The 25,779-nt window shown below is 32.8% G+C and carries 24 protein-coding genes and 1 tRNA gene; 11 read left to right on the plus strand and 14 right to left on the minus strand.

The annotated features are described in order from the left end of the window. Nucleotides 1-65 precede the first annotated feature (65 nt). From AAGD26_RS03550 to AAGD26_RS03560, 3 genes are all read right to left on the minus strand, one after another. Nucleotides 66-1,394, minus strand: coding sequence for a DUF2748 family protein (locus AAGD26_RS03550; protein ID WP_341752267.1), 1,329 nt, complete (start codon nucleotides 1,392-1,394; stop codon nucleotides 66-68). Between the two features lie 171 nt (nucleotides 1,395-1,565). Beyond that, nucleotides 1,566-2,189 (minus strand): lipoyl(octanoyl) transferase LipB, encoded by a 624-nt coding sequence (lipB, locus tag AAGD26_RS03555; RefSeq protein ID WP_341752268.1) that lies wholly within the window; start codon nucleotides 2,187-2,189, stop codon nucleotides 1,566-1,568. Between the two features lie 527 nt (nucleotides 2,190-2,716). Next, nucleotides 2,717-3,928: an EAL domain-containing protein gene (locus AAGD26_RS03560; RefSeq protein ID WP_341752269.1), complete on the minus strand. Its 1,212-nt coding sequence runs from the start codon at nucleotides 3,926-3,928 to the stop codon at nucleotides 2,717-2,719. Between the two features lie 81 nt (nucleotides 3,929-4,009). Between AAGD26_RS03560 and AAGD26_RS03565 the strand changes: the two genes are divergently transcribed. The 3 genes from AAGD26_RS03565 to AAGD26_RS03575 all read left to right on the plus strand — a co-directional run bounded on the left by AAGD26_RS03565 (nucleotide 4,010) and on the right by AAGD26_RS03575 (nucleotide 7,479). Further along, nucleotides 4,010-4,279 carry a BolA family protein gene (locus AAGD26_RS03565; protein WP_341752270.1) on the plus strand — a complete coding sequence of 90 codons (270 nt, stop codon included), beginning with the start codon at nucleotides 4,010-4,012 and terminating at the stop codon, nucleotides 4,277-4,279. Between the two features lie 54 nt (nucleotides 4,280-4,333). Further along, the gene (locus tag AAGD26_RS03570; protein WP_341752271.1) at nucleotides 4,334-5,713 is read left to right on the plus strand and encodes a DASS family sodium-coupled anion symporter; all 1,380 of its coding nucleotides are present in this window, start codon (nucleotides 4,334-4,336) and stop codon (nucleotides 5,711-5,713) included. Between the two features lie 140 nt (nucleotides 5,714-5,853). Then, nucleotides 5,854-7,479: a hypothetical protein gene (locus AAGD26_RS03575; RefSeq protein WP_341752272.1), complete on the plus strand. Its 1,626-nt coding sequence runs from the start codon at nucleotides 5,854-5,856 to the stop codon at nucleotides 7,477-7,479. On the opposite strand, the gene AAGD26_RS03580 is transcribed toward AAGD26_RS03575, so the two are convergent. Next, nucleotides 7,472-8,392, minus strand: a complete 921-nt coding sequence (locus tag AAGD26_RS03580) for a hypothetical protein (protein ID WP_341752273.1) — start codon at nucleotides 8,390-8,392, stop codon at nucleotides 7,472-7,474. The genes AAGD26_RS03575 and AAGD26_RS03580 overlap by 8 nt on opposite strands. A 157-nt stretch (nucleotides 8,393-8,549) precedes the next feature. On the opposite strand from AAGD26_RS03580, the gene AAGD26_RS03585 reads away from it, so the two are divergent. Together AAGD26_RS03585 and AAGD26_RS03590 are read left to right on the plus strand one after the other, a co-directional pair. Next, the gene (locus tag AAGD26_RS03585; RefSeq protein WP_341752274.1) at nucleotides 8,550-10,103 is read left to right on the plus strand and encodes a DHA2 family efflux MFS transporter permease subunit; all 1,554 of its coding nucleotides are present in this window, start codon (nucleotides 8,550-8,552) and stop codon (nucleotides 10,101-10,103) included. Continuing rightward, nucleotides 10,093-10,569 carry a Na+/H+ antiporter subunit E gene (locus AAGD26_RS03590; RefSeq protein WP_341752311.1) on the plus strand — a complete coding sequence of 159 codons (477 nt, stop codon included), beginning with the start codon at nucleotides 10,093-10,095 and terminating at the stop codon, nucleotides 10,567-10,569. The genes AAGD26_RS03585 and AAGD26_RS03590 overlap by 11 nt, the downstream gene beginning before the upstream one ends. Nucleotides 10,570-10,800: 231 nt before the next feature. On the opposite strand, the gene AAGD26_RS03595 is transcribed toward AAGD26_RS03590, so the two are convergent. The 8 genes from AAGD26_RS03595 to AAGD26_RS03630 form a co-directional block, all read right to left on the minus strand. Next, nucleotides 10,801-11,304, minus strand: coding sequence for an RNA pyrophosphohydrolase (locus tag AAGD26_RS03595; protein ID WP_341751111.1), 504 nt, complete (start codon nucleotides 11,302-11,304; stop codon nucleotides 10,801-10,803). Between the two features lie 251 nt (nucleotides 11,305-11,555). Continuing rightward, nucleotides 11,556-12,914, minus strand: coding sequence for a PleD family two-component system response regulator (locus tag AAGD26_RS03600; protein WP_341751112.1), 1,359 nt, complete (start codon nucleotides 12,912-12,914; stop codon nucleotides 11,556-11,558). A 317-nt stretch (nucleotides 12,915-13,231) separates the two neighbouring features. Continuing rightward, a complete protein-coding gene (locus AAGD26_RS03605) occupies nucleotides 13,232-14,059 on the minus strand; it encodes an LpxI family protein (protein WP_341751113.1) in 828 nt (275 codons plus the stop codon). Nucleotide 14,060: 1 nt separating this feature from the next. Then, a complete protein-coding gene (lpxA, locus tag AAGD26_RS03610; protein WP_341751114.1) occupies nucleotides 14,061-14,879 on the minus strand; it encodes an acyl-ACP--UDP-N-acetylglucosamine O-acyltransferase in 819 nt (272 codons plus the stop codon). A 2-nt stretch (nucleotides 14,880-14,881) separates the two neighbouring features. Continuing rightward, the gene (fabZ, locus tag AAGD26_RS03615) at nucleotides 14,882-15,316 is read right to left on the minus strand and encodes a 3-hydroxyacyl-ACP dehydratase FabZ (RefSeq protein WP_341751115.1); all 435 of its coding nucleotides are present in this window, start codon (nucleotides 15,314-15,316) and stop codon (nucleotides 14,882-14,884) included. Continuing rightward, nucleotides 15,306-16,334, minus strand: a complete 1,029-nt coding sequence (lpxD, locus tag AAGD26_RS03620; RefSeq protein WP_341751116.1) for a UDP-3-O-(3-hydroxymyristoyl)glucosamine N-acyltransferase — start codon at nucleotides 16,332-16,334, stop codon at nucleotides 15,306-15,308. Before lpxD ends, fabZ begins: the two co-directional genes overlap by 11 nt. A gap of 156 nt (nucleotides 16,335-16,490) precedes the next feature. Continuing rightward, nucleotides 16,491-16,566: transfer RNA gene (locus AAGD26_RS03625), tRNA-Phe, on the minus strand. Between the two features lie 97 nt (nucleotides 16,567-16,663). Next, nucleotides 16,664-18,169 (minus strand): Npt1/Npt2 family nucleotide transporter, encoded by a 1,506-nt coding sequence (locus tag AAGD26_RS03630; protein WP_341751117.1) that lies wholly within the window; start codon nucleotides 18,167-18,169, stop codon nucleotides 16,664-16,666. Between the two features lie 697 nt (nucleotides 18,170-18,866). Between AAGD26_RS03630 and AAGD26_RS03635 the strand changes: the two genes are divergently transcribed. The 6 genes from AAGD26_RS03635 to AAGD26_RS03660 all read left to right on the plus strand — a co-directional run bounded on the left by AAGD26_RS03635 (nucleotide 18,867) and on the right by AAGD26_RS03660 (nucleotide 23,691). After that, a complete protein-coding gene (locus AAGD26_RS03635) occupies nucleotides 18,867-19,361 on the plus strand; it encodes a dihydroneopterin aldolase (protein ID WP_341752312.1) in 495 nt (164 codons plus the stop codon). A 9-nt stretch (nucleotides 19,362-19,370) separates the two neighbouring features. Further along, nucleotides 19,371-20,393 carry a 2-amino-4-hydroxy-6-hydroxymethyldihydropteridine diphosphokinase gene (gene folK / locus AAGD26_RS03640; protein WP_341751118.1) on the plus strand — a complete coding sequence of 341 codons (1,023 nt, stop codon included), beginning with the start codon at nucleotides 19,371-19,373 and terminating at the stop codon, nucleotides 20,391-20,393. Next, nucleotides 20,330-21,061 (plus strand): coenzyme F420-0:L-glutamate ligase, encoded by a 732-nt coding sequence (locus AAGD26_RS03645; RefSeq protein ID WP_341751119.1) that lies wholly within the window; start codon nucleotides 20,330-20,332, stop codon nucleotides 21,059-21,061. The genes folK and AAGD26_RS03645 overlap by 64 nt, the downstream gene beginning before the upstream one ends. A gap of 89 nt (nucleotides 21,062-21,150) precedes the next feature. Further along, the gene (locus AAGD26_RS03650) at nucleotides 21,151-22,146 is read left to right on the plus strand and encodes an Mrp/NBP35 family ATP-binding protein (protein ID WP_341751120.1); all 996 of its coding nucleotides are present in this window, start codon (nucleotides 21,151-21,153) and stop codon (nucleotides 22,144-22,146) included. A 66-nt stretch (nucleotides 22,147-22,212) separates the two neighbouring features. Next, the gene (lipA, locus tag AAGD26_RS03655) at nucleotides 22,213-23,124 is read left to right on the plus strand and encodes a lipoyl synthase (RefSeq protein ID WP_341751121.1); all 912 of its coding nucleotides are present in this window, start codon (nucleotides 22,213-22,215) and stop codon (nucleotides 23,122-23,124) included. 9 nt (nucleotides 23,125-23,133) lie between these two features. Beyond that, the gene (locus AAGD26_RS03660) at nucleotides 23,134-23,691 is read left to right on the plus strand and encodes a phospholipase D family protein (protein WP_341751122.1); all 558 of its coding nucleotides are present in this window, start codon (nucleotides 23,134-23,136) and stop codon (nucleotides 23,689-23,691) included. 34 nt (nucleotides 23,692-23,725) lie between these two features. Here AAGD26_RS03660 and AAGD26_RS03665 read toward each other — a convergent pair whose 3' ends face one another. After that, complete coding sequence (locus AAGD26_RS03665) at nucleotides 23,726-24,766, minus strand: HlyD family secretion protein (RefSeq protein WP_341751123.1); 1,041 nt, start codon at nucleotides 24,764-24,766, stop codon at nucleotides 23,726-23,728. Between the two features lie 245 nt (nucleotides 24,767-25,011). Beyond that, a complete protein-coding gene (truA, locus tag AAGD26_RS03670) occupies nucleotides 25,012-25,767 on the minus strand; it encodes a tRNA pseudouridine(38-40) synthase TruA (RefSeq protein ID WP_341751124.1) in 756 nt (251 codons plus the stop codon). Nucleotides 25,768-25,779 lie beyond the last annotated feature (12 nt).

The raw sequence follows: 25,779 nt of genomic DNA on the forward strand, positions 1-25,779 counted from the left end.
ATGGAAAAGAAAAATGCATTCTTAAAGCGGTTTTGCGAATGCATTTTAAACCTTTTTAAAGCTAATTATACTTCTCTGATTTGTTTAAATACTAATTTTTTTTTACTAAATATGTTTATTTTACGAAAAAAATTAGTTAGAGATCTTGGCTTTGACATATCACGTTTATAGCTTTGCTTAGTCATTAATACATAGTTAGAAATTAAGGAAGGTATAACTTCGGAATAATATACTTTATATAATCCTTGCATTGTTGCCATAGTCGTTAAATATCCCCATTTCATCACTTGTTGGGGTACTCTTGCTAGAGCTTCTATACAGGCAATTGTCTCTTCGATCTCAGGGGCACTATTTTTATAAACATCTGCGACTGGTGCTAAATTAAACTTCATATCTTCGATCATAGCTCTAATCATCAAACCCATATATTGTTCCCTTGCAAATCTCTTAATAAAGAGCAAGCCCTTCCTATTAACAGAAAATAAAAATTTCTGTTTATGGATTAATCCAAGTAATTTTGCCCAATAAACCCTTATGCCATGTACCTTGTTTTTATTATAAAATTTTATCTTTTCTTCATAAATAATCATTTGCCTCATCCCCATAGAGAGAAGATTAGCTAATAATTTATTGCAATTAATAATATCATCTTTCCTCGCCTGTTTTACATGAGGCGTTGCTTTCGTTCCAGAGAAATTTGCTGAATGACGACTAATTTGACGACCATTTGCATCTCTTTTAATATCAGCAAAATGCCCAAGTTCCTGCCCAGCTATAATTTGCAACCTAGCAACTGCTGCCCATCCATCACCATAAGTTGGGTGATTTTTATCATTTTCAGCAAATGGATTTCCACCACAGGAAACAAAGACTGCTACATTCTTACCGTCAGTACTTTGCATACCGCTATTAGAACCAAAACGTTGCCAATCAACTATATCCATCATATCACCAATATTATGGGAATAAGTAATAAATACTTGGACCTTATCATGTAATAACCACCTAATAACTATAGGATGGGCTGATTGAACAAAAAGCCTTGTTAATTTTTCAGTAACAGATTGGTCAACTGGTTGTAATTTTTGAATTTGTTTTTTCAAATCTGTATAAATCGATGCCAATTTTTTATCGGATATAGAAGATTTATATAAAGATCTAAATAACTGATTAGTTTGTTCAATTAAATTTGGCTCTGTTATTTCCTCTTTACTTACCATCAAACTAATATTGAACTTTGGATCAGAAAATCTTGCAAAATTACAACTATTATCGGTATCTATTCTAAGTTTTCCTGATTTGATTAATTGCTGAGCTAATTGTTCATATTCTATTTGCATGTCCTCAGGATAAATAGCAGGAATCTTATCAAGTATATGATAAATTGAACTCATAGGGGTATACTGCTCGTAAATGAAGAGTTGGTAGACGATAGTATAACTTCAAGAAGAGCTAGGCAGTAGCAAAGTCGAGCAGCGTAGCGTACATTAGTACGTGAGCAGCTTCGATCTTTAGACACGACAACGCCAATTCTTGAAGTTCTACCTGAGTATATACTGAATATTTTAAAAGACCTCAAAGACTTTATCCTTAATAACTTCATCAAACTGATCTAACGTTATATCAATACCAAGTTTCTTAAACGAGGTCATAGGCATATCTCTCAAACCACAAGCAATAATTCCGGAGAACATATCAAGATTTGTTGAAATATTTACAGCAACACCATGATATGTAACCCATTTTTTAACTCTAATACCTATTGATGCAATCTTTGCGGGTACACCGTTTTCTTTTACCCATATTCCCACTATACCACTTATAGTAAAAGCTTTAATCCCAAAATATAAAAGGCTATTTATAATCCATTCTTCTAATAGTTTAATATATAGTTTTAAATCCTTTTGCCTTCGTTCTGAGGCTAAATCAAGAATGGGGTATATTACTCTTTGTCCGCTACCGTGGTAGGTAAACTTCCCCCCCCTACCAGTATAAATTACCGGTATATCTCTAGGATTTAATAATTCATTTGCCTTAAAACTAGTACCTGCGGTATAAATATCCTTATATTCAACTAAATAAACAATCTCTTGTGAAGATTTATTGATTAAACTTGTAACCTTATCTTCCATCAACTTTACTGTGTCTTCATATTCTGAAAAGCCTGATAAGGTAACAAATTGAACCATAATATTAACCAAGGGTGAGCGAACGCAAGCAGTACATGAAGTACATAAGTACGCGAAATCCCCGCAATTATTTGCAAAAACCAATTCTTCAAAGCAGAAGAGTATATTATAATAACCTAAGTTCGATATAAGCACCAAACAAAATACTACGCATTATGTAAAAACATAAACAAACTATTAGAACAGTTTATTAGAAGAATTAATAATTCTTCTAATAAACTGGCTTTGTCATAAGGAAAAATGCACTCTTGAAGTAATTCTGCGGGTGCATTTTAACTTTTTTCATTATTCAATATGTGATTTTAATAATTAAAATCACATATTGAATGGAGTATTATATTTTAACAATCAGGTGTAGAACTCGATAATCAAGTTTTTCCTTAACCAAGGTCATTGCGAGGAGGCGATGGAATCGCCTCCTCGCAATGACCTTGGTTATTTTTCTGCAACTTTTAAATTGCCATGATGAGCTTTAAAACCGCTCCTTTTTCTAACTTTCAACAGTTGTGGGGGCATCGTTCTGATGATTATTTTATTCTGTTAACCGATGCCGGTGAGAAGAAATCGCCTTGCATATTATCAATTTTTAAGTTGATTAAAAAATTGGCTATCTCCCCATTTTCAACAAATTCTGCTACAGTTTGAACGCCTAAATTCTCAGAAATTTTAATTAATCGTTTAATGAAATCTTGACTTTGTATATCGCTAGTGATGTTACGTACGTAACTACCATCAATTTTAATAATATCTATCGGTAGATTTTGTAATTGTTTAAATGAAGTAAACCCAGCTCCAAAATCATCCAAAGCAAATTTACAACCGTATTTTCTTAGTCTGTGCATAAAGGATTTTATTTGTTGGTAATGCTGATTAAGGGTAGTCTCAGTAATCTCAATAATTAACCTTCCTGAAACATCATATGTTTGTAATAGTTTTTCTGCTATCTCTAGGAGAGAAGCATCTAATATACCAATATTTGAAATGTTAACTGCAAGCACTAAGCTAGAGTTAGCATCTAGTTCTTTGATTGCCATTTCTAGCACTATTTGATCTATTATAAAAATTAAACCTTTCTTTTCAGCTTCTAGAATTATTGCTCCTACAGAAAATAGATTGTTATTTGTGTCAGGAATCCTTAGTAAACATTCATAGTAATGAATTTTCATTGTTTTACGGTCAATAACTGGCTGATAAGCAAAAACCATTGTTTTGTTTAATAAAGCTTTTCTTAAGAGATTCAGCTGCTTATTAGACTCTTTAACACACTCTATATTATAATATTTATCATACTCACGATAATAACTTTGGTCACCTTGATAAGAACCTAGCCAATTTAATAGATTATATACTTCTTCAGCTTTATTGGTAAATCTGGGAAACTCTATGCTAGCACTACTGCAATTCATATAAACTGCAGGTAATAGATCATCGACATAAAGTTGAGATAATAAATATATTTTTAGGACAACTTCCTTAACTAGATTTTGGTCTAGTGTGGGTAAAAGCAACAATATTCTATCATGCTCAATTTGTTTATAAACTGATATAGAAGGAGCAGTAATTAATTTATTACAAACTTCAGAAATAATTTTATTAAATTTGTCAATTATATAAATATCTCCTCCCATCATAGCATTCAATTCGTCGTAATTTAATAACTTAAAAGAGATACAATACCCATGCCCGGCTTTATCAAGCTCAGATTGCAAATTTCTAATTTTTGTATCTAATTTTGCCATAACCAACTAAATAATAATATTTGCTAAATACTAAAATCCCAGTAGACTTGATACAAGTAAAAGTTTTATATATATATAACTATGACCAAAATAAATAGAATAAAAAGAAAACTAGATGTGTTAAAACCACATTATTGCGAAATAGTTGACGAAAGTTACAAACATGCCAGCCATAATGGTGGCATTACTGAAAGTCATCTTAAGATCAAAATTTTTACAGCAGTTTTTATAGGAAAAAGTTTGCTAGAACAGCATAAAATAATTAACAATCTTTTAGCAGATGAACTAGCGAGCGGACTACACGCATTATCAATTGATACGAAACCCCCCACTCACCTTACTCGATCTTGAAATAAATTTATTATGCTTAATATGTGTAATTGGAACAAAAATTTACCTATTATAATGCTTGTTATTTTAGCTTGTGTAATATGGTATATACCGGCCCCTGAAGGACTTGATGTTAAGGTGTGGCATCTTTCTATTATATTTATTACCACTATTGCAGCTATAATTCTTAATCCTTTACCTATGGGTGCTATAGCCTTATTTAGCATACTCTGTTGTATTCTGACGCAAACCCTTTCCTTAGAACAAAGTCTATCCGGGTTTAGTCATAGCATTATATGGCTGGTGCTGTTTGCTTTTTTTATTGCTCAGGGTTTTATAAAAACAGGCTGTGGGGAACGGATAGCTTATCACATCATTCTACTTGTCGGACAAAGTACCCTTGGTCTTTCATATGCTTTGGTAATTGTTGATTTTATACTTGCACCTTTTATTCCTAGTGTATGTGCTAGGGGAGGAGGGATAATTTTTCCTATCACTCAGTCACTCTGCACCGCTTACTCTGATAAAACAAATTACAAAACATCCGTTTCAAACGGTGGATTTCTCATGAAAGTAGTCTTTCAATCAAATGTGATAACTAGTGCTATGTTTATTACCTCTATGGCCGCTAATCCTTTAGCTGTTAAGTTCGCAGCTGATGCTGGGATTATAATTACATGGAGTGACTGGGCAATAGCAGCTATAGTGCCAGGCGTGATTTCTCTTGCTGTAATGCCTCTTATTATTTATTATTTACATCCACCCTCAATTAAATACGATCCATCTGCTATACAAATAGCTAGGGCAAAATTGCAAGAAATAGGTGATATATCATTGCAAGAGATTATTATGCTAATAACTTTTGTAATTCTAATTTTTTTATGGATGCTTGGCAGCAAATGGGGATTATCAGCTACTACAGTTGCATTGTTGGGAGTATGTATTTTATTATTATGCAAAATAATTAAGTTTGAAGATACTCTTGCAGATAAAGGGGCATGGCATACCTTTATTTGGTATGGCACTTTAGTTATGATTTCAAGTTTTTTGTCTGATTTTGGTTTAATATCATGGGTTAGTGATAAACTTAGAGACAATTTATTAAGTTTTTTCTCTCCAATGATTGGTATAATTATACTTTCTATAATATATTTTTATATACATTACTTTTTTGCCAGTACTACAACCCATATTGCTATACTTTTTCCTACTTTTCTAGCGTTATTTATGCATGCTAAAATGCCTGGTTTACTATCTGCATTGATACTCAGTTTTTTATCAATATTATCTTCGGGGCTTACTCATTATGGACTTAGTAGTGCTCCAATATATTTTGAGACAGGATATATGAAGATCAGAACATGGTGGTATCTTGGTTTAATTTTGAGTCTAGTATATGGCATTATATGGATTTTTATAGGCGGTATGTGGTGGAAAACACTAGGTTTGTGGTAGAATTGCTACTAGAATATATAGCAATCATTGCTGACTAATTTTATTTATTATAAAATTAGTCTTTAACCTTGTATAATTTGCTGTTAGACTCTCTTTTAAGATTAAATATGATAGGAGTCTATACCAATAGGTTATATATTATGACAGATGACAAAAAAGAATCTACGCCGTTTGAAAACCTTGAAAGTTCTGAGATAGGTAGTACTACAATTGTGCCTAAAGAGATAGAAATAGCTAATACCTTAGACAATCAAACAGTGCAACCCAAGCAAAGAAAAGCAGAGCTTTCCAAAAGCTTTGATGATATGGAGCTTGAACGTGAAAATAAGTTAAAACGTACTCTCTCTCAAAAATCTGTAAAAAGTAAAGATGATTTACATATAATTGAGCAAGAGAAAAGTGAAAGATTAAAATCGGTTAAAACAAATGAAGTTAAAATTTCAGATGAATTTGCAAAATCTTTAGAACAGGAAAATACAGAACCAAAGACAGAATCAAAATTTAAGAGATTTTTAAATAAAATTAAAGCTGCTTGGGATTGGACAAAGAGTACGAGGCTTTTCAAAGGTATAGAGTGGCTGTTAGATACAAAATTGGCGAAGGCGCTATTTGCTAGCGCTATAGGTCGTACTGTTACAATTGCACTTGCAATAGTAACACTAGCTGGAGTTTCCCCTCCAGCAGCCTTGGCCGCGGCTGCAATAGCATTAGCTGGAGTAACTAGCGAAATAATAGTTGATGTTATCAAAACAAGAAGACTCCGTAAACTTGCCCAAGAAAATGACCTATTGATGCAAAATAGAGGGGACATAGACAAGCAACAATACTTACTACTACTCGATCCCAAATTAGCCAAGGCATTAGAAAATAAATTACATGTCCCAAATAATCATGTTCCAAATGGCAAAGATAAAAATTACCACTATGTAGATCCTAAAATAGAAATAGCATTTAGTACAAGCAAGTTCTTAGTTGATAATCTTCAAAATGCCGCTAATTTAGCGTCTAACATAACTGCTGCTACTAGTGGGAATCCTGTTAAGATTCTTACAGCACTAAAAAGTGGTACACTTTCAGCTATTTCTATAGTTGAGTCAGGTGTAAAGGCAAAGGACTCAGCTAACTTTATTACAGCATTTAAAATCAATATTAATAATGAACGCCGTAAGAATGATGTCCCCTATTATGGGGGTTTACCAGAGTTACTTGATATCACCCAAAAACAACATATCCAAACTGCAGCTTTGGTTGAATTAATGCAAAATAAGGATTATTTTAAGTTAACCGATGAGCAAAAACAAGATAAATTTGATATATATAAACAAGTTTTAACTGAACTGATGTTTGACAAAAATTATAATAAGTTAACCGATGAGCAAAAACGAGCTACACTTCATACAGCAGTCAATAAGTTTGAAGAAAAATCTAATGAAAAAGCAACTGAACCTGAAACTAAAGAAAAGAATAAAAGTAATAATATACTGACAGCAGCTGCAAAAGGTACACTAAGCCTTTTAAAAGATATAGGTAGGACACATAATCCTTTTTATGAACAACCTAAGGTAATAAGGGATTATAGCCCATTAACGAAAGCTATGGAGGCTGCTAAAAAATCTGCTAAAGAGATCGTAACACCTGAGGTTATAGCACAGTTACGGAAAAGTAAATCTGAACCAAATTTATTACAAGAAGAAGAACGCTTTCTTCATCGGAAAAAACTGCAGAGAAGTAATTCTATAGATAACCATAATCAACATTCTATGTGACTGATCTACCACTCCTATCGTTCTTATTTACTGGTGGTTTTACTGGAGGAGTACTAGGAGGTGAAGTAATAGATGAAGTACTAGAACGCAAAGGTTTATGAGTATCATGCTGTGCTAAATTATGCCTTAGTCTTTTTGCCCTAGATACTTCTCTGCTTGTTTTTTGTTCTTCTTTTAACAATTTTGCTTTCTTTTGTGCCTGTATTACTGGTGCTAATATTTCTTCTCTTCTCTGCCTAAACTCCTCTATATTTTGTTGTTTAGGAGATGGAGTATCTTTATTTTGTGAATTGTTCAAGAGTTCTTTAACAATATCAATAACCTTATCTATAATCTTTGCAAACCAGCTTTTTTCCGGCTTTATATCATCCAAAATAGCGTTTTCCTTTGGAACATCGGGTTGTCTATTATTATTGTTAATTTTCGATTTAGATGGGTTCTGCTCCTGTACCTTACGAGAATTAGCTGCTAAATTATTATTCCTTTGGCTATTATTCCTTGGGCGTGTGGCTACTTTACCTATTGGTTTTGTTGACTGAAGTATTTTTTTCTCATCTTCTTTTAATTTTTTCAGTGTTTCTCGCAAATCGTCTACAGTTGGAATTGGACCTTCCACAGTTGGAGTTGGATCTTTTTTTAATTTATTAAGTCTAGCTTCTATTTCTTGATCTTTTCGTTTACCTAATTCAGCAGATTTATTATCTAAATTAACTTCAGACTGCATTTCTTCCATCAACTTATCTACTTCCGAAGACGAAACAGAACCACCCGTTCTATCTAATGAGTCATTAATCATATCTGTCACCATCTCGGATTCCAACAATTTCTTATCTAACTCGCCAAGTGTTTTCTCAAATTTTTCATTAATATTTTGTATTTTCTTACTCAAATTATTAGATTTTTTCTTGGACATAGTAACTAACCCGCTATTTAAATACATGAATTATTATAGTTTATTCTATTAAATACTACTAAATAATTTTATCAAATGTATATTTTTTAAGATATTTGCTTGTAAGATTGTTACTTTTGTGATATAAGTTATATGCTATAATTATAGCTCATTTTCTATGCAACAAGACCTTGCTCCTCCACTATCAAATAAGCAGTTACTTGCATTCTTTGCAATGATAGTGGGAATGTTTATGGCAGTGTTGGATATTCAAATTGTTGCCAGTTCTTTATCAGTCATTGCAGCCGGTCTTTCTGCTTCTAGTGATGAATTATCTTGGGTTCAAACATCATATCTTATAGCAGAAGTGATTATAATACCAATAACCGGTTTTACAGCCAAGCTTCTCTCCACTAGAATTTCTTATTTTATTGCTGCTCTTGGTTTTACCGTTATGAGTATTCTATGTTCGCTTGCCAGCAATATAGAAACAATGATTATTTTTAGAGCTTTACAAGGATTTTTTGGTGGAGCAATGATACCAACTGTTTTTAGTACAATATTTATAATTTTTCCTACCTCAAAACGCCCCGTAGTTACTGTGATAGTAGGATTAGTCGTAACAATAGCCCCAACACTTGGACCAACACTTGGTGGTTACATTACTGAAAACTTATCTTGGCATTTTATGTTTTTACTCAATGTAATACCTGGTATTTTTGTTTGTGTGGTCGTATATTTATACGCTGATTTTGATCAACCTAATTACAATTTGCTCAAGAATTTTGATTTTGTTGGCATTATTTTATTGACTGTTACTCTTGCTTCTTTGCAATATGTTTTAGAAGAAGGAAATAAGAAAGGTTGGATAGAAGATAATTTGATATTATTCCTTATCATACTAATTGTTGTTGGGTTTATTATGCTAGTTATTAGAGAACTGACATTTATTAATCCAATCTTAGATTTAACAACTTTTGCTAACAAAAATTTTACCTTTGGTTGTATCTACTCTTTTGTCATAGGTATAGGATTGTATGGTGCAGTCTATTTATTACCTTTATTTTTATTTACAATAGCTGGTTTTAATACTGTACAAATTGGTTTCACCATGATGGTTACTGGTATAGCACAATTTCTGTCAGCTCCACTTGCAGGAAAAATGCTTAGTTCTGGATTAGATTTAAGAATTATTTTGGCTATCGGCCTAGCTACATTTAGTTTAGGTTGCTACCTAAATAGTTTTCTAACAGCAGATGCTAAATTTGCCGAATTTTTTTTACCACAATTTATTAGGGGACTGGCGATGATGTTTTGCTTTTTACCTACTAATAATATTGCTTTAGGCAGTATGAGTAAAGACAAGGTGGGGAATGCTAGTGGGTTGTATAATCTTACTCGTAATCTTGGAGGAGCTGTTGGTCTTGCAGTTATTAGCACCCTTCTTACAGATAAAACTAAGATTTTTAGCCAATATTTAAATGAGAATATTTCTTCCACTTCACCCTCTATTCTAATGAAATTACAATTTCTAGGACAATTATTGGATGGTAAAGTGGTTGATCCAGAAAAGGCTTCGTATTTTTGGTTAGCCAGTAATATAAATAAGGAAGCATTTGTAATTGCGATAAATAGCATTTTTGGTATTATAAGTGCATTATTTTTTGTGGTAATGATCTTTCTACCGTTTACATCAACTGTTAAAGGTGGAGGAAAGTATGATGCACACTAAAATCTTTACTTTAATTACTTTGTTATTGGTGTTGTTTGGTCTAACAGGAATACCTACTGATGTTTTTGCATTGTTGGTTTTCTTGATTATCCCCAGTATATCTTATCTTGTGGCAATAAAACTCAATTTGATCCCTGATAGGATCTATTTAAATTATCGTTCTATATTATATTTTATTTGGTTAATTAAAGAAATAGTTGTATCTAGCTTAGGAGTAATGAAGATTATATGGCGTAGAGATCTTAAACTACAGCCAGTCTTTGAGCGGATTAATTCAGAACAAAAAAACGATACAAGTCTTGTAATATATGGTAATTCTATTACTCTTACACCAGGAACTGTAACACTTAACATATCAAATAGTATGTTATTAGTTCATGCTCTAGAACAATCATCAATCGACAATCTAAAATTTGGTAATTTTACTATGAGTAAAAGAGTTCAGCACATTTCAAAGAACAACTAAAAAGAACGACTATAGTCAATTCAGGAGAATTGGATAGCAGGAGCGATGGAGCAAAGCCTTATAGATATACTCAGGTAGAACTTCAAGAATTGGCGTTGTCGTGTCTAAAGATCTCCGCTGCTCGACTTTGACACTCCTAGCTCTTCTTGAAGTTATACTATCGTCTACCAACTCTTCATTTACGAGCAGTATAATAGGCGAGCGATCGAAGACGACGTTACCAAATTCTCATCAATTGACCCTATCATGAACGATAGGGGCGAATTCCTTAACTACAGCTTTGTAAAGCTTGCGTTTAAAGGGAATTATAATTGACAATAACTCATCAAACTTAGCCCAACGCCATTCCTCAAACTCTGGGTTATGAGTATTAATATTAATATCTTCGTTAGTACCGGTAAACCTAATTAGAAACCATTTTTGTTTTTGACCTCGGAAATTACCACCCCATAATTTAGGTATTAAAATTTTAGGTACATCATAGCTATACCAATATTTGCTTTCTGCAATAATATAACCTTTATTACAACCTATCTCTTCAAACATTTCTCTAAGGGCAGCAACACTAGGCGTTTCTCCTAGATCTATACCGCCTTGAGGCATTTGCCAAGCTGCTATTTTGGTATCTATTCTTTTACCAACAAATATTCTATTAGCACTATCTATTATCATCATGCCTACACTTGGCCTATATGGCAATTCACGATAACATTTATAAATAGTTTCATTTTTCATGATTTTAGGTTTTTATATGAAAGGTAGACTTCTTTAAGAACTACCCTCTCATAAGCTAATTTTACAATAGACCCTTTTCGAAACTCTACTTCTGCTGGTGATTTGCACGTCGATGCGGCACTCGAATCCGTAACGGAATTAGAGTACGCTGTGGTTCGAGGTGAAGCGTCTCCTTCACCCCCTTGCACATAAGCGAGTTTCGAAAGAGGTCTAATAAGTCTAGTATACCTGATTAGTCTTCATTTGTGTATCTAAATTATTCTTATCACTTTATTTCTTCCGTCCTCCTTTGCTTGATACAGAGCTTTATCGGTACGTTCTATAAAATCACTAATAGATTCCCCTATTTTGTATTCAGTTACTCCTATGGAGATAGTTTTCTTAATAGGGTCTTTTTGCGTTTTAACTTTAAAATCGATAGACTCCACTCTTGTTCTTGCCCTCTGCGCTATATACATAGCTTCGTCAATCGTTATGTCATTTAAAAGGATAGCAAATTCCTCTCCGCCATATCTAGCAACCAAGTCTGTAACCCTAAAAATACTCTTCAGAACATTAGCAATGGTTTTTAGCACTATGTCTCCTGCTTGATGACCATAAGTGTCATTAACTTGCTTAAAATGATCAATATCACACATAAGTAAGCATAAAGGTCTTTTACTATCAGTAGATTTTTTTACCATTTGCTTTATGTGTGTATCAAAATAATGACGATTAAATATGCCTGTCAAACCATCTTTGATCGACAAATTTACGCTTAACTCTAAATCATTGCGTAAAGTATCTTGGTAATGTTTTCTTTTCAATTGAGTTCTGATTCTAGCTAATAGCTCGTTTTTGTCTACTGGGTATGTAAAATAATCATTAATACCCAGCTCTAAACCTTTGATAACTATCGATGTATTTTCTTCTTCAGCTTGTAATATGAGTACCGTATCATGGAATTTAGCATCAGACCGTAGCATCACGCTTATTCTTAAAGGATCTCCTTGCTCTAATTGGCAGCTGATAATTACTAAATCCGGGGTATATTCGCTATCTTTCTCCAATTCATTAATATCAGATATTATTTTGATATTGGGGGTAAGGCTTAGAAGCATTTTATTTATGTTTCTTGCCTGCACTATATCATCGTTAACTAAAAGTATTTTACTATCTGAAAAATTATCTTTTACCTCTATAACGTCACCACCTAATTCAGCATTAGTAGTGTTTCTAAGCTTGAGTTCATCAATAACCGCCTTCATTCTAGCAAGAGATCGTACCCTTGCAAAAAGAGCAGTGTCATCAATAGGTTTTGTTAAGAATTCATCAGCTCCAGCTTCAAGACCTTTTATGCGATCCTCAGTATCAGAAAGAGCCGTAACCATAATCACTGGTATATGAATAGTGTGAGGATTAGACTTAATTCGTTTACAGATTTCAAATCCATCTATATTAGGCATCATGGCGTCAAGTAATACAATATCAATTCTATTAAGGGCAAGAACATCCAATGCATCTTTGCCGTTATTGGCAGTAAATACTGTGTAATATTCTCCTAAAAGTTTAGCTTCCAGTAATTTAACATTTGATTCTATATCATCAACTACTAGTACATTGGCTGTCATAAAGTAATATATTTTTCTACAGACTCTTCAAATCCTTACACATAAGTGAATTTTGTAATAGGTCTCATGTTTCTTGGAAGAAATTTTTTTTTATTTTAGCATGAATTTCTCATAGCACTAAGTAATATTACTCAAATAATTTGAAGAAGATGTTTCAAAGATCAATAAAATTTGGTATAATAGCCTAGAAATTATCATTTATACGCGAAAGAATTTTATTCTGAATTTTTTGTACTGTTTTGTCAAGAAAATCAGTTACTACAATTTTATAGTAGGGGTTGTAAGATAAAATTTATTACCCTAATTCTTTAGGTACACTAAATAAGTTTAATAAAAAGTCCGCATTCATTAGCGAGTTCAATAGTTCTTTCTATCTCTAGAATAATCACTTTATCTTTTTGTATGACTAACCCTTTATAACCATAATTAGCTAAGTTACTTATTGTCTTTGCTCCTATTGTAGGTATATCAATTCTAGTATCTTGACCTTTCTTCATCATTTTAATAAGTACACCACCTGTAGAATTTTTACGTAAATATGAACATCTTTCTATTAAATTATCTGTACCCTCAGCCGCTTCAATACCTATAATATACCCATTATCAACAATTACTGACTGTCCTACATCAAGATATCCGATACTATCTAATAGCTTTATCCCCAGTTCGATATCTGTATTATCTATTCTAGATGGAACAGCTATGGTCATAACATCATTATTTGTTCTTAATATTTCATAACTAGAAACTACTTTAAACCCTTTTTCTTCTAGGAAATCTGTTACTATACTAAGAAGTTTATCATCTCCTAAAAATTTTTGTTTCAATATGCGTGCAAGTAACCTTGATCCCATTAAATCTACTTTAATTGATCGCAAATTAGGACGATTTACACTACCAGCAAGAATTATATTTTTTACATCATACTTACGAAAATATTCAATTATTGGCTTAACCATACCGATTTTAAAAAATTGGTGGGTAAAATCCTGATACAATACCGGATTTGCTTCTCCCTCCAAAGCTGCGATATAACATTGCCCGCCTTGCTTAATGAAACTATTGGCGAGTGAAATTGGCAATAAGCCATTTCCTGCTATAATTCCAACTATACTCTTTTGCTTTAAAGGGTATATTTGCAACATTTTACTTACTTACCTTATCATGTTCAACTTGTCTTGGCTGGCAAAATGCTCTACTAATATCCTGTTTTATAAAAGTGATAATTTGTTCTACAATAGGATTACCTTTATATTGCTTTAAAACTATCTCAATTCTATCAGTAAAAATACCTTCGCCAATAAAAATCTCATCTACGGCTTTTATAGTATCAAGCGTTTCCTGATTATCAAAGCCACGTCTTTTCATCCCAACTAAGTTTATTCCTTCAAGAAATGCCCTTTCATTTGTAGCTAGCCCAAATGGAATCACATCTTTGCTCACTGCAGACATACCACCCACCATCGAATGTTGTCCTATACGTACGAATTGCAGAACAGCAGAAAGTCCTCCTATAATGGCATAATCATCAACTTTAACGTGACCAGCTAGGCTAACATAGTTAGCAAGAATTACATTATTACCCACAATACAATCATGTGCTATATGCACTCCAACCATCAATAAACAATTATTACCTACAGAGGTAACCATACCACCACCTTTACTACCGGCTTGAATAGTGACATATTCTCTAATAGTATTATTATTACCTATGATAACCTCTGACTCTTCTCCCTCATACTTAAGTATTTGAGGGGGCTGACCAATAGAAGCAAATGGATATATAACTGTATTAGCACCAATTTTTGTTTTTCCCTCTATAACTACGTGTGATTTTAACTCAATATTATCTGCCAAAACCACATCCGACCCAACAGTACAAAAAGGACCGATTCTGACATTTGCACCAATCGAAGCCTTTGGATCTACTATGGCAGTTACGTGTATAGCTGATAAGGTCATTGTTAATTCCTATTTTTAACCATTGCAGTAAATTTGCTCTCTGCAACTATCTGATCATTAACTTTGCTGTTACTTGAAAATTTCCAAACAGAGCCTCTATTTTGTTCTATTTTAGCATAAATATGTAATGTATCACCTGGCTCAACAACTTTACGAAATTTTGCCTCTTCAATAGTCATAAAGAAAACATCTTTATCTTTGAAATCCATTGATTTGGCTACTAAAATAGCAGATAATTGAGCCATAGCCTCAATAATTAGCACACCAGGCATTACTGGTTTTGTGGGAAAATGACCAGTAAATTGCGGCTCGTTAAAAGTGACATTCTTGATACCAACAATAGACTCATGAAGCTTAAATTCTAGTACCTTATCTATTAATAAAAATGGATAACGATGAGGTAGCATTTCCATTATTTCTATAATATTAATTTTCATCTATATCCCGTTTTTTTGTGAGCTGTTTCATAATTACTGATTGTTTATGCCAATCTCTAATAGGTACGGCAGGGAATCCACCAACTGTTATTCCTGATTCAACATCTTTTATAACACCGGCTTTTGCTGCTACTTGCACTTTATCGCCTAATACTATATGTCCGGATATGCCTGACTGCCCCCCTAAAGCACAATATGCTCCTATTGTAGTGCTACCTGATATACCGACTTGGGCGACAATAATCGCCCCCCTTCCTATTATAGCATTATGTCCTATCTGCACTAAGTTATCTATTCTACATAAATCTCCTATCACCGTATCATTCATTGATCCTCTATCAATAGTAGTATTACTACCTATTTCAACATTATTACCTATTTTTACCATACCAGTGTGGAAAATCTTTTTATGAATTCCTTTATCTGTTGCAAAACCAAAGCCATCTTGTCCAATCCTTGCTCCCGGTAATATTACCACATCATCACCTATTATACTGTAACTTATTGAAACATTTGAGTATATTAACGCTCTATTACCTATTACTACTCCATAGTCTATAAAAGTTCCAGATTCTATAACACAATTATCACCTATTACAGCATGAGCTTCAATAACAACATTATGTCCTATATAACAATTACTTCCTATAGTGGCAGAATCTGAAATATAGGCAGATGGCATAATTTTGTTAGGATAAGTTTTTGCTTTACTATAAAATAGATCCACTAATTTTGCATAAAAGAAATATGGATTCTTTACTCTTAATAATATTGTTCCATTATTAGATTCTTGTAAAAAATTCTCTGGAACTATGCAGCATGAAGCTTTAGTGTTTTGGAATTGAGTAATATATTTGATATTACTTAAAAAGCTTATATCACCAACATCAGCCTCTTCTAATGACTTAACATTATGAATTAACAAATCATTTGAGTATGCTATCTCAGCATCTATTAATTTCACAATTTCTGATAATTTATAAGGAGCAGATTTCTTATAAAAACGTGAGTTTATCATGATTATTTATTCCCATAAAATATGGGAGTAGTATAAACGCTAGTTAGAAAATACTCAAGTTTTCTTACAATAATTTGTATTTCAGGATATTGTTCATTATTGTATAATAGTTATTCTACAATCTAGAAGTATAGTATAAGAGATTTATCATAGAGATGGTGGCTAGAGCCGGGATCGAACCGGCGACACAAGGATTTTCAGTCCTTTGCTCTACCAACTGAGCTATCTAGCCGCATGAACAGACCTATTGTACCCCAATTTGGGATAAGAATTGACAAATTCTTATCCCAAATTTGCGTTGTAGTCCCATAAATCTAATTTCGTTACAACTAACTTTCGGATTTGATATCAGATATCTGAACTTGATATTCCTTATTAAGTCCTTTAATTGCATATAGCCACAATATTACGATAACAAAAAATATACTAGCAAAATAAGGGGTGGCCTCAACAAAGGTAAAAGTAGGAAGCAAAATAAAGAATGTTGACTGGATGATACCTCCTCCAGATTTACCGAATCTACCACCTATAACTTCTACTGCCGCTTGACCTTTTGTTCTAAGATCCTTATCAAGAGGGATATATGCCATATTCTTGGTAGCATCAAATAGTGAGTATTTTGTTGCCTTACTTAAAATATTTTGAATCATCCCAATCATCACTGCTACTGCCAAAGGTCCAGAAGAGAATAGACCAGTAACATACATCGCAATAGTGCTATCAAAGAAAATAAAAGCAAAAAAAGCAACCCCAGTAATTAACATCATCAAAGGAGTAATCATAGCGGCGGTAAACCAAGAAACCCTTCTTAAAATGTTAGAACCAACAATCATAAACAATATAGCTGCCACACCTTGCCAAGCCTGGAACTGACCCATATACATAGTATATTCTTCTTTAGTTGGATATAGTTGCTGAATTTTTGACTTCCATACACCTTCTACAAGATTTACTGACACCCCATAACATATAATTAGTAAGGCAATAAGCCCTAAATATTTTGAGCTAAAAATCATTTTAAAGCTTTCCATAAGAGATAGCTTAACCTTGCTTTTCTTATTGCTAGCTTTACTTGTTGGATCATATAAAGTAGGATCGGTTAAAACATGCTTATTCATCCATCTATACAATAACATGACAACTACAGCACTACCCATCATAATAAGAAGCAGTGGGGTAAATTTTAAATGTTCTGAAACTATTTGAGTTTCTTTGCTTAAAAAATAACCAAGTATTAATGCAGTAACTGGTAAAGATAAATTTGCTAACATACCAAACATAGAATAAAAGCGTTTCGCCTCTTCAGTTTTAGTAATTTGGTTAGCAAATTGCCAAAATAATAAGCTAAGCATCATACTTCCCCAAAGTTCGGATATAGCATAAAATATGGCAAAACTCCACTTACCAACTACCCTAATAAACCACTTAAAATTTGGATATGCAATACTTAATGCATCAATTGTCTCAGGATTAGGATGTACCAACTCTGGATATGGATATAATACAAAAGTAAACAGCACAAAATATGCTAGAAAAAAACTGGTCACAGTGTAAAAAACATTTTCTGCTTTTAAAAGATCACAAAGCTTTACATAAGCAACCATAAGCAGTATTGCTATTGGTAAAACTACATAAGTTTTTACAAAACTTATCGATTCAGGACCAATAACTGTTACCACAAATCCATCTTTTATCGATCTAAGAGTGGAATAGTTGAGCAAAATACAAAACATCATAGCCGCCATCGGCAAAAATTTCTTATTTTCATGCCCTTCAATTGGCCAAACCACTCTTCTTATTCCTGAGAAATAACTATTATCTTTCACCTTATCCATACTGTTTTATTATTCATTATAAGTCAGTGGACTTATACAGATATATACAAGAAAAGTCAAACGAAATGATTATTTTTTGCTAGATAGATATAATTATAGGTCTAGATGTAATACCAATTCCCAAAATTAATTTATTCTGAGGAATTTGAAGGAGACACGGAGCACACAACCGCAGCATACAAAATATACTCTATTAACTCCTTATCATTATTATGTACAACCAAAATAAAGTCGAGTAATCCACTCCAGTTACCTGTAGTTGATACGGAGTAGAGAGCATTCAAAAGCATGGGCAAAGCTAAATTTTGCTAAAAAATATGCCTAGCTTTTTATAGTAACTGATAAATTGCTTTTATATGTCTGATAATACTAAGATTTACCAATTTAAAGTACATTTTAAAGATATAAGTCCAATGATTTGGCGTAGATTTCTAATTCAAATTTAGCTTTGTCCATGCTTTTGAATAGTCTCCAATTGCCAATTTGACTGCTGATTCTTTAAATTCGGTCGAATAAACCTTTGGTTTGCTATTAGTCATTTTTGTACTTCCTTTCTGTTAATCTTTCTGTTAATATTGTCTCGTATTAACTGTCCGGAAAACTGTTGACAGAACAATTTTTTCATAATACATTTAATCAGTAAAATGAGGTTATATTCAATAAAAATATTTTTAAGCTTTCTATTATAGATTTTCGTATTTGGGTTCATCTTGGATGTACTGAGGAAGAGAAGGCTCATCCCCAAATGGTTAGTTTCAATATTGACTTGTGTTTTAAGGTGTGTCCTCAAGGTGCTTATACAGATAATCTAAAGGATGTTGTTTGTTATCTTAAGATAGTTGAGTTAATTACCGTTTTTTGTCAAGGAAAGTGCTTTAATGTTGTTGAGCATTTGACAGAATCTATTTATAAGGCAATTTTTGATTACTTAAATTCATTCCAACATCTAATCCAATCAATTAAAATTGAGACTCGTAAAGTTTCTCCTCCTGTACCCAACATTCATGGGGGTATTAGTTGGACGCATTACATTAATTTTATTAATAGACCTCTTGCGGAATTCGCTTCTGCTAGGGAATTTGTAGGAGACACAGAATCTCGACCCGCAGCGTACTCAAATGTACGTGAGGAGCAGAGTACCGGTATCACGCACAAATTACCAGCAGAAGTAGAATTACGCAAGAGGTCTTGAGGATGCGTGATGATTTATATAAGCTTGGGATCAAATTTAGGTAATCGCCTTGATAATTTATGGGAATCTGTTAACTTAATTAGGAAATATTGTTTATCAAATATTAGATGTTCTATTATTCTTGAAACTAAGGCAATTTTACCATGCAGTGCTTCTGCTGATTGGGATAAGCCATTTTTAAATATGATAGTTGCTGGAGAAACAAACTTATCACCAACAGAATTATTGCAATCATTGCAAAATATAGAAGTAACTATAGGACGTCCTAGAAAGTATGAACTATGGGCTCCACGTATTATTGATTTAGATATTTTGTTTTATAACGATCTAATTATAAATAATTTAGATGATGTATTGGAAAAATGGTCTTTACTTAAACATCCATTTTATCAAGCTTGGAATAATGGTATTTTGAATAAGAATACACTGAACGTTTATGCTCAAGAATATTATCATCATGTTGCTGCTTTTCCTAGATATATCAGTCAGATTCACGCTTTATGCGTTGATATCCAGGCAAGACAAGTCTTATTAGAGAATTTGGTTGATGAAGAACAAGGGGACAATAATCATCCGGAGCTATGGTTACGTTTTATTGAAGGATTAGGGGGCTCTCGAGATGATGATAAGAATCCAAAATTTGAGTCAACAAAAAGATTGGTTAATGGTTTTTTTGAGTTAACTCAAACAGATTATCCTACTGGACTTGGAGCCTTATATGCTTATGAAAGACAAACTCCAACAGTATCAAAAGTCAAGATTGATGGTCTGAAAAAACATTATAATATTCACAATCAAAGAACCTTAGAATTTTTCGTTGTCCATGCAAAAACTGATATATGGCATACCAATGAACTTATTAAGCTGATTAACAAACTTAATAGCATAGAACAAAAACAAGTACATTATGGAGCTGTGAAGGGGGCTAAATTACTCTGGCAATTTCTTGATGGGGATGGAAGGGTTATATGCAAATTCATGCCATTAAGACTCATAAAATCCAATATGGTGAGTCATTACAAACTATATTGACTCAGTATATTGCAGATTTAAAAGAAGGTGATGTTGTAGCTATAACTTCAAAAGTAATTAGTGTATTAGAGGGAAGGTTTGTTAAAAAAGGTGATATTGATAAATATACATTAATTCTACAAGAGGCAGATCAAATATTAGAGACAGAAGAAAATAGGTATAATATTTACTTAACTATAAAAAATGGCTTACTAATTCCCTCTGCTGGTATTGATGAATCTAATGTCGATGGTGTTTATGTATTATATCCTCAAGCTGTTCAGAAAACAGCCTATTGGATTTGGCAATATTTACGCAATAAACATAATATTCGCGATCTAGGAATTGTTATAACCGATAGTCATACAACTATTATGAGACGAGGTGTAACTGGAATTGCTCTTGGTTGGTGTGGTTTTAGCCCCGTATATTCCTATATTGGTAAGCATGATATTTATAATCAATCTTTAAATGTTACACAAATTAATATATTAGATTCATTAGCAGGAGCAGCTGTTTTTGTTATGGGAGAAGGCAATGAGCAAACCCCTATCACTATTATTAAGCATGCTCCCCGTTTGACCTTTCTTGACAGACCTCCATCGGAAGAAGAAAAACTTAGCATTGTCATTAGTATGGAAGAAGATTTATATGGTCCATTATTAAAATCGGCGAAATGGGTGGGTTAAAAAGCGTGCAATAATGATCCGGTAAATGGATTAATGTGCGTTGAAAAATAAGATTATTAACGGTAAGAGCTTCATTTTACTTAAAAACGATGATTGATATAAACCAACAACAAATACTAAATAAAATTTCAGATATCACTTTTAGTGACAATACAAAATTAGTCAGTATTATATCTAATATTATAATTAAGGATAAAAATATTGGGTTTGCCATTGATATTCTTGGTAAAGATTCCAAGGAAATCGATGAAATAAAAATTAAAGCTATTAATAAATTAAATGAAATACCTAATATTGGGAAAATAACTATAGTTTTAACTAGTAGCAAAGGTGTAGCTAAAAAATCAACTAATCCAAAAGTTAAGCATTTCATTGACGGAGTAAAGAAGATAATATTGGTGGCATCCGGTAAAGGGGGAGTTGGTAAATCTACTATAACAGCATTGATAGCGGAGCAATTAAATCTTGAAGGATACAAGGTAGGAATAGTGGATGCTGATATTTATGGTCCGTCAATTCCGCAAATATTTGGTATTAGTGGTGTACCTGAAATAGTGTATAATAAAATGACCCCTTTAAAATCGCGGGGCATTGAAATTATTTCTATTGGATTTCTTATTCAGAATAATTCTGCTATTGTTTGGCGTGGCCCGATGGCCAGCAAGACAATTTACCAGCTATTATCTCTCACTAATTGGCAGGAGTTAGATTATTTAATTATTGACATGCCTCCTGGTACTGGTGATATTCACTTAAGTATTTTAGAAAATTACCAACTAGATGGAGTAATAATAGTAACTACTCCACAAAAAATGGCTGCAATAGATGTCGTTAGATCGATTGATTTATACAGAAAATTTAACCTACCAATTTTAGGTATTATAGAAAATATGAGCTATCTAGTTGAACCAAGTTCGGGAAAAAAAATTCAGATATTTAACGGTAATAGTGGAGAAAATTTTGCCAAAGAATATAATATACCTTTAATCTGTAAGATTCCTATTGAACCCAAATTATCTTACAACTGTGATAACAGCACTAGCCTTACAGATATAGTTAAACTACCAATAAAACAATTTGTTTAATGATATACTAAAATGATTTGAATATAAAATTCATAAAAAAGCAGGCCATAAATAAAGCAGGATTATATGTCAAACATAATCAAGATAGAAGAAGCTCAACCCCTTAAAAGACCTGATTGGATAAAGGTTAAAGCACCAAATTCATATCAATATCATGATACAAGAAAACTAATTGAGAGTTTAAAATTAAATACAGTTTGTCAAGAAGCTGCTTGCCCTAATATAGGGGAATGTTGGGCAAAAAAACATGCTACAGTTATGATTTTGGGATCTGTCTGTACTCGTGCTTGTAGATTTTGTAATGTTAAAACTGGTCGTCCCGATTTACTCGATCCTCATGAGCCACAGAGACTAGCACAAGCCGTAATGAAATTAGGGCTTGAACATGTGGTAATTACTTCAGTTGATCGAGATGACTTAGATGATGGTGGGGCTGAGCATTTTGCCAATTGTATAAAGGAAATAAGACTAGTTGCTCCTAATACCACAATTGAAGTTCTAACCCCAGATTTTCTTAAGAAAGATGGGGCAGCTGAAATAGTAGTATTAGCAAAACCTGACGTTTATAATCATAATGTAGAGACAGTGCCTTCTCTATACAAAACTATCAGACCAGGAGCGAGATACTATAATTCATTAAGTCTTTTGCATAATGTGAAAAAATTAGACTCTGAGATTTTTACTAAATCAGGTATGATGGTTGGTCTTGGAGAAACAAACGATGAAATTATACAAGTAATGGACGATTTAAGGGAAGCTAAAGTTGATTTTCTAACTATAGGACAATATTTACAGCCAACCAAAAACCATGCATCAGTTGCTAGATATGTTTCTCTAGAAGAATTTAAATATTTTGAAAGAGTAGCAAGAGTTAAAGGGTTTTTGATGGTTTCCGCCAGTCCATTAACCCGTTCTTCTTATCATGCTGGTGATGATTTCCAAAAATTAAAGGGGGCTAAGGCCTTAGCTTCGGCATAGTATAAGAAAATGAAAAAACTACCTAAAAAGCTTAATCTACCCGTAATAATATCGTTCTTACTCGGCATTACTATCGGGATAGGATATAATGAGGTACGAGAAACAGCTTCTTGGCACAGTTTTCATACCGAAACTGATAATTTAAATGTTTGTTTTACCCCGCCATCCGGCTGCGGATCATTAATAGCAAAAGAAATATCCAAGGCTAAGGATAGTATTTATGTTCAAGCATTTGGTTTAACTTCGCAAAATATAGTGGATCAACTAATTAAAGCTAAGCAAAACGGTGTTCAAATAAGGGTATTATTGGATCGTAGTAATTTACACGATAGATATTCTAAAATGCATGAATTAAAACGGGCTGGTATTGATGTCTCAATAGATAAAGTACCAGGTATTGCTCATAACAAAGTTATGATCATTGATAAAAGTAAGGTGATTACTGGTAGCTTTAATTTTACCAATGCAGCTGATAATAGAAATGCTGAAAACGTCTTATTAATAGAGAATAGAAATATTGCAGCAACTTATTTGCAAAGCTGGTTTAATCGTCAAGCAAAAAATTAATTGAGGTATACTCGAATAATTCTGCGAATTTGGGTTAATTAGTTCTGACCGAAACTATAGCAGACATTCCTGGTATCAAATTACTAGTAATATCTTTAGGAGTCTCAAAATCTATTAGCACAGGAATCCGTTGAACAATCTTAGTAAAATTACCAGTTGCATTATCAGTCGGAATTAGACTAAATTTTGAGCCGGTAGCTGGTGATATATTACGTATTCTGCCGTATATGATCTTTTTTGGTAAAGAATCAAACTGTAATTTAACTTTTTGCTTTGGTTGCAATTTTGCAATTTGCGTCTCTTTAAAATTAGCTTTTACATACATTTGTTCATCCTGCACAACAAAAAATAATACTCTCCCTGGATTAATAAAATTACCTACCTGCAAGCTACTATTTGCTATTATTCCGTTAACTGGGGCTATAATTTGGGTATTTACTAAACTTCTAGCTACTATATTTTTATCTTCCAGTAACCCTTTCATTTTTTCTTCCTCAGCAGTTTTCTGTAAAGCTAAAAGTAGTAAGTTCTGCTGTGCAATTTGCAAGTTTAACTTTGCCTGATTATAATCAGTCTTTGCTTTAGTAAAAGACATTTTAGATTCATCTAATGTCTTTTTACTAGCAAATTTTTCTTTGTTAAGTTCTTGAGTTCTTATATAATCAACTGAGTTAATCTCCAAATTAGTACTAGCAGAATCAACAACCTCTTGACAAAGCTCTAAACTAATTTGAGCTATTAAAGTCTTTTGTTCTATGATTTCTATATTTTTAATAGATGCCTTAATAGAAGCTTCCAGTGAAGCAAGACGCGACTTATAATCCTGATCATCGATCTCAGCAATAAGATCACCTTTTTTTACCCTCATATTATCTGAAATAAATACATTCTTAATCACTCCATTAATCTCAGAGCTAACGTTGGATATGTCAGCCTCAATATACGCATTATCAGTCGATTCTGTATGACTCCAAATATAAATATGATAAGCTAGGTAGACGACTATTACGCCAAACAAAATCAGAAAATATTTAGCAAATGGATGAGACTTATATTGTTCAAAGATTTTTAACATAAATTAACCTCAGTTTGATATAATAAATTAATAGTAACCTCAAGTAATCATCGCCATTAGGGGTGATGTCCACAACTGTTGAAAGTTAAAAAACCGTCATTACAAGTTACCCACCAAAAATAAATTTTTAGGTACAAAAAAAATGACAAATGGTATAAAAAGTGTTAGCAACCTAGAGACCGTCGAGGCAATAGTGCCGAAAGAGCCTGATTGCGAGTTTAGTACGCAGAAGCTCCATACATGAGTTAATAGTCAACTCTAAGAAAATACAACCCACATGCTGGAGCTTTTATACCTGCTGCCTCTCTTTTTTTAGCATCCAAAGCTTTTTGTATATCACCTTCCTGCCATATATTGCGTCCAACTAATACTAAACTACCAACAATATTTCGAACCATATGATGTAAAAAAGATCGAGCAGAAACATATATTTTTATATCGTTGTTTTCTTGTGTAATAACTAACTTAGATAAGGTTTTTATAGGTGACTTTGCTTGGCAATATTTACCTCTAAATGAGCTAAAATCATGATTTCCTATGAGATAGAAAGCTCCATATTTCATTGCTTCAACATCAAGAGGTTGTTTTATCCACCAAGCACGATTTAAATCTATTATCACTTGACTAGGTCTATTAATAATTCTATATACATAATGACGTTCTACAGCAGAAAATCTTGCATGAAAATCTCCGTCGACTAGAATACAATCAACTACCCCTATATGATAAGATCTTACAAAATAGTTAATAGCCTGTATAACTTTATAGGGCTGCATATATTTCACTAAATCGAAATGTGCTACTTGCCCTAAAGCATGAACCCCTGCATCAGTCCTGCCAGCTCCATGAACCACTACTTTTTCACCAGTAAATTTGTATATACCATCTTCCAGTATTTGTTGAATAGATATAGCATTACACTGCCTTTGCCAACCAACAAAAGCAGTTCCTAAATATTCAATGGTAATTTTATACCTATAAAAATCTACTAGTTGATTCATGAATTTATTTAC

It is taken from the genome of Candidatus Tisiphia endosymbiont of Piscicola geometra, from assembly GCF_964026415.1.
Taxonomy (GTDB): domain Bacteria; phylum Pseudomonadota; class Alphaproteobacteria; order Rickettsiales; family Rickettsiaceae; genus Tisiphia.

Coding starts and splice junctions, on each gene's coding strand:
- AAGD26_RS03550 (WP_341752267.1), bottom strand. CDS start 1,394: ATGAGTTCAATTTATCATATACTTGATAAGATTCCTGCTATTTATCCT.
- lipB (WP_341752268.1), bottom strand. CDS start 2,189: ATGGTTCAATTTGTTACCTTATCAGGCTTTTCAGAATATGAAGACACA.
- AAGD26_RS03560 (WP_341752269.1), bottom strand. CDS start 3,928: ATGGCAAAATTAGATACAAAAATTAGAAATTTGCAATCTGAGCTTGAT.
- AAGD26_RS03565 (WP_341752270.1), top strand. CDS start 4,010: ATGACCAAAATAAATAGAATAAAAAGAAAACTAGATGTGTTAAAACCA.
- AAGD26_RS03570 (WP_341752271.1), top strand. CDS start 4,334: ATGCTTGTTATTTTAGCTTGTGTAATATGGTATATACCGGCCCCTGAA.
- AAGD26_RS03575 (WP_341752272.1), top strand. CDS start 5,854: ATGACAGATGACAAAAAAGAATCTACGCCGTTTGAAAACCTTGAAAGT.
- AAGD26_RS03580 (WP_341752273.1), bottom strand. CDS start 8,392: ATGTCCAAGAAAAAATCTAATAATTTGAGTAAGAAAATACAAAATATT.
- AAGD26_RS03585 (WP_341752274.1), top strand. CDS start 8,550: ATGCAACAAGACCTTGCTCCTCCACTATCAAATAAGCAGTTACTTGCA.
- AAGD26_RS03590 (WP_341752311.1), top strand. CDS start 10,093: ATGCACACTAAAATCTTTACTTTAATTACTTTGTTATTGGTGTTGTTT.
- AAGD26_RS03595 (WP_341751111.1), bottom strand. CDS start 11,304: ATGAAAAATGAAACTATTTATAAATGTTATCGTGAATTGCCATATAGG.
- AAGD26_RS03600 (WP_341751112.1), bottom strand. CDS start 12,914: ATGACAGCCAATGTACTAGTAGTTGATGATATAGAATCAAATGTTAAA.
- AAGD26_RS03605 (WP_341751113.1), bottom strand. CDS start 14,059: ATGTTGCAAATATACCCTTTAAAGCAAAAGAGTATAGTTGGAATTATA.
- lpxA (WP_341751114.1), bottom strand. CDS start 14,879: ATGACCTTATCAGCTATACACGTAACTGCCATAGTAGATCCAAAGGCT.
- fabZ (WP_341751115.1), bottom strand. CDS start 15,316: ATGAAAATTAATATTATAGAAATAATGGAAATGCTACCTCATCGTTAT.
- lpxD (WP_341751116.1), bottom strand. CDS start 16,334: ATGATAAACTCACGTTTTTATAAGAAATCTGCTCCTTATAAATTATCA.
- AAGD26_RS03630 (WP_341751117.1), bottom strand. CDS start 18,169: ATGGATAAGGTGAAAGATAATAGTTATTTCTCAGGAATAAGAAGAGTG.
- folK (WP_341751118.1), top strand. CDS start 19,371: ATGATTTATATAAGCTTGGGATCAAATTTAGGTAATCGCCTTGATAAT.
- AAGD26_RS03645 (WP_341751119.1), top strand. CDS start 20,330: ATGCAAATTCATGCCATTAAGACTCATAAAATCCAATATGGTGAGTCA.
- AAGD26_RS03650 (WP_341751120.1), top strand. CDS start 21,151: ATGATTGATATAAACCAACAACAAATACTAAATAAAATTTCAGATATC.
- lipA (WP_341751121.1), top strand. CDS start 22,213: ATGTCAAACATAATCAAGATAGAAGAAGCTCAACCCCTTAAAAGACCT.
- AAGD26_RS03660 (WP_341751122.1), top strand. CDS start 23,134: ATGAAAAAACTACCTAAAAAGCTTAATCTACCCGTAATAATATCGTTC.
- AAGD26_RS03665 (WP_341751123.1), bottom strand. CDS start 24,766: ATGTTAAAAATCTTTGAACAATATAAGTCTCATCCATTTGCTAAATAT.
- truA (WP_341751124.1), bottom strand. CDS start 25,767: ATGAATCAACTAGTAGATTTTTATAGGTATAAAATTACCATTGAATAT.